Source organism: Vibrio sp. D173a (assembly GCF_030248475.1).
Genome location: NZ_JAHGAH010001543.1, coordinates 1 through 739, shown reverse-complemented (window position 1 = coordinate 739; position 739 = coordinate 1). Strand labels below are relative to the sequence as shown.

The 739-nt window shown below is 47.4% G+C and carries 1 pseudogene; it reads left to right on the top strand.

Going from position 1 to position 739, the window contains the following annotated elements:
* Positions 1 to 5 precede the first annotated feature (5 nt).
* Positions 6 to 739, top strand: a pseudogene (locus tag KIV40_RS34625) (acyl-CoA dehydrogenase family protein); the annotation flags it as partial.

The window sequence follows — 739 nt, the reverse complement described above, 5'->3', positions numbered from 1 at the left end:
CCACTATGTTTGCTCTGACCTTCGCCGCGGATGTCGGCATGACGGGTTGGCTGAGCTACCTACTTGCTGTCGCTATTTTTGCTATTCCAGCAATTAGACAAACACTCATTAGCCAAAAAGCACTGACCGTCTTTAAGAAAGTGCTACCTGCTATGTCTCAAACAGAAGAAGAGGCACTGGAAGCGGGTACAGTTTGGTGGGATGCAGAGCTGTTTAAAGGCAAGTCAGATTGGAAGAAGCTGCAGAATATCGCAGTCCCTGAACTATCCGCAGAAGAACAAGCTTTCTTAGACGGCCCAGTAAGTACTGTGTGTGAGATGGTGAGCGATTACCAAGTCACGCATGAGCTTGCAGATCTACCACCGGAAGTTTGGCAATATCTGAAAGATTAAAAATTCTTCGCGATGATCATCAAGAAGAAATACGGTGGCTTAGAGTTCTCAGCTTACGCACAATCACTGGTACTACAAAAGCTGACTGGTGTTTCTAGTGTTCTATCATCAACCGTAGGCGTGCCTAACTCTTTAGGTCCGGGTGAATTGCTACAACATTACGGTACTGAAGAGCAAAAGAATCACTACTTACCTCGCCTAGCGGAAGGTAAAGAGATCCCTTGTTTCGCTCTGACTAGCCCAGAGGCAGGTTCAGACGCTGGCTCAATTCCTGATTACGGCATCGTATGCAAAGGGGAATGGCAAGGTGAAGAAGCACTGGGTATGCGCCTCACATGGAACAAGCG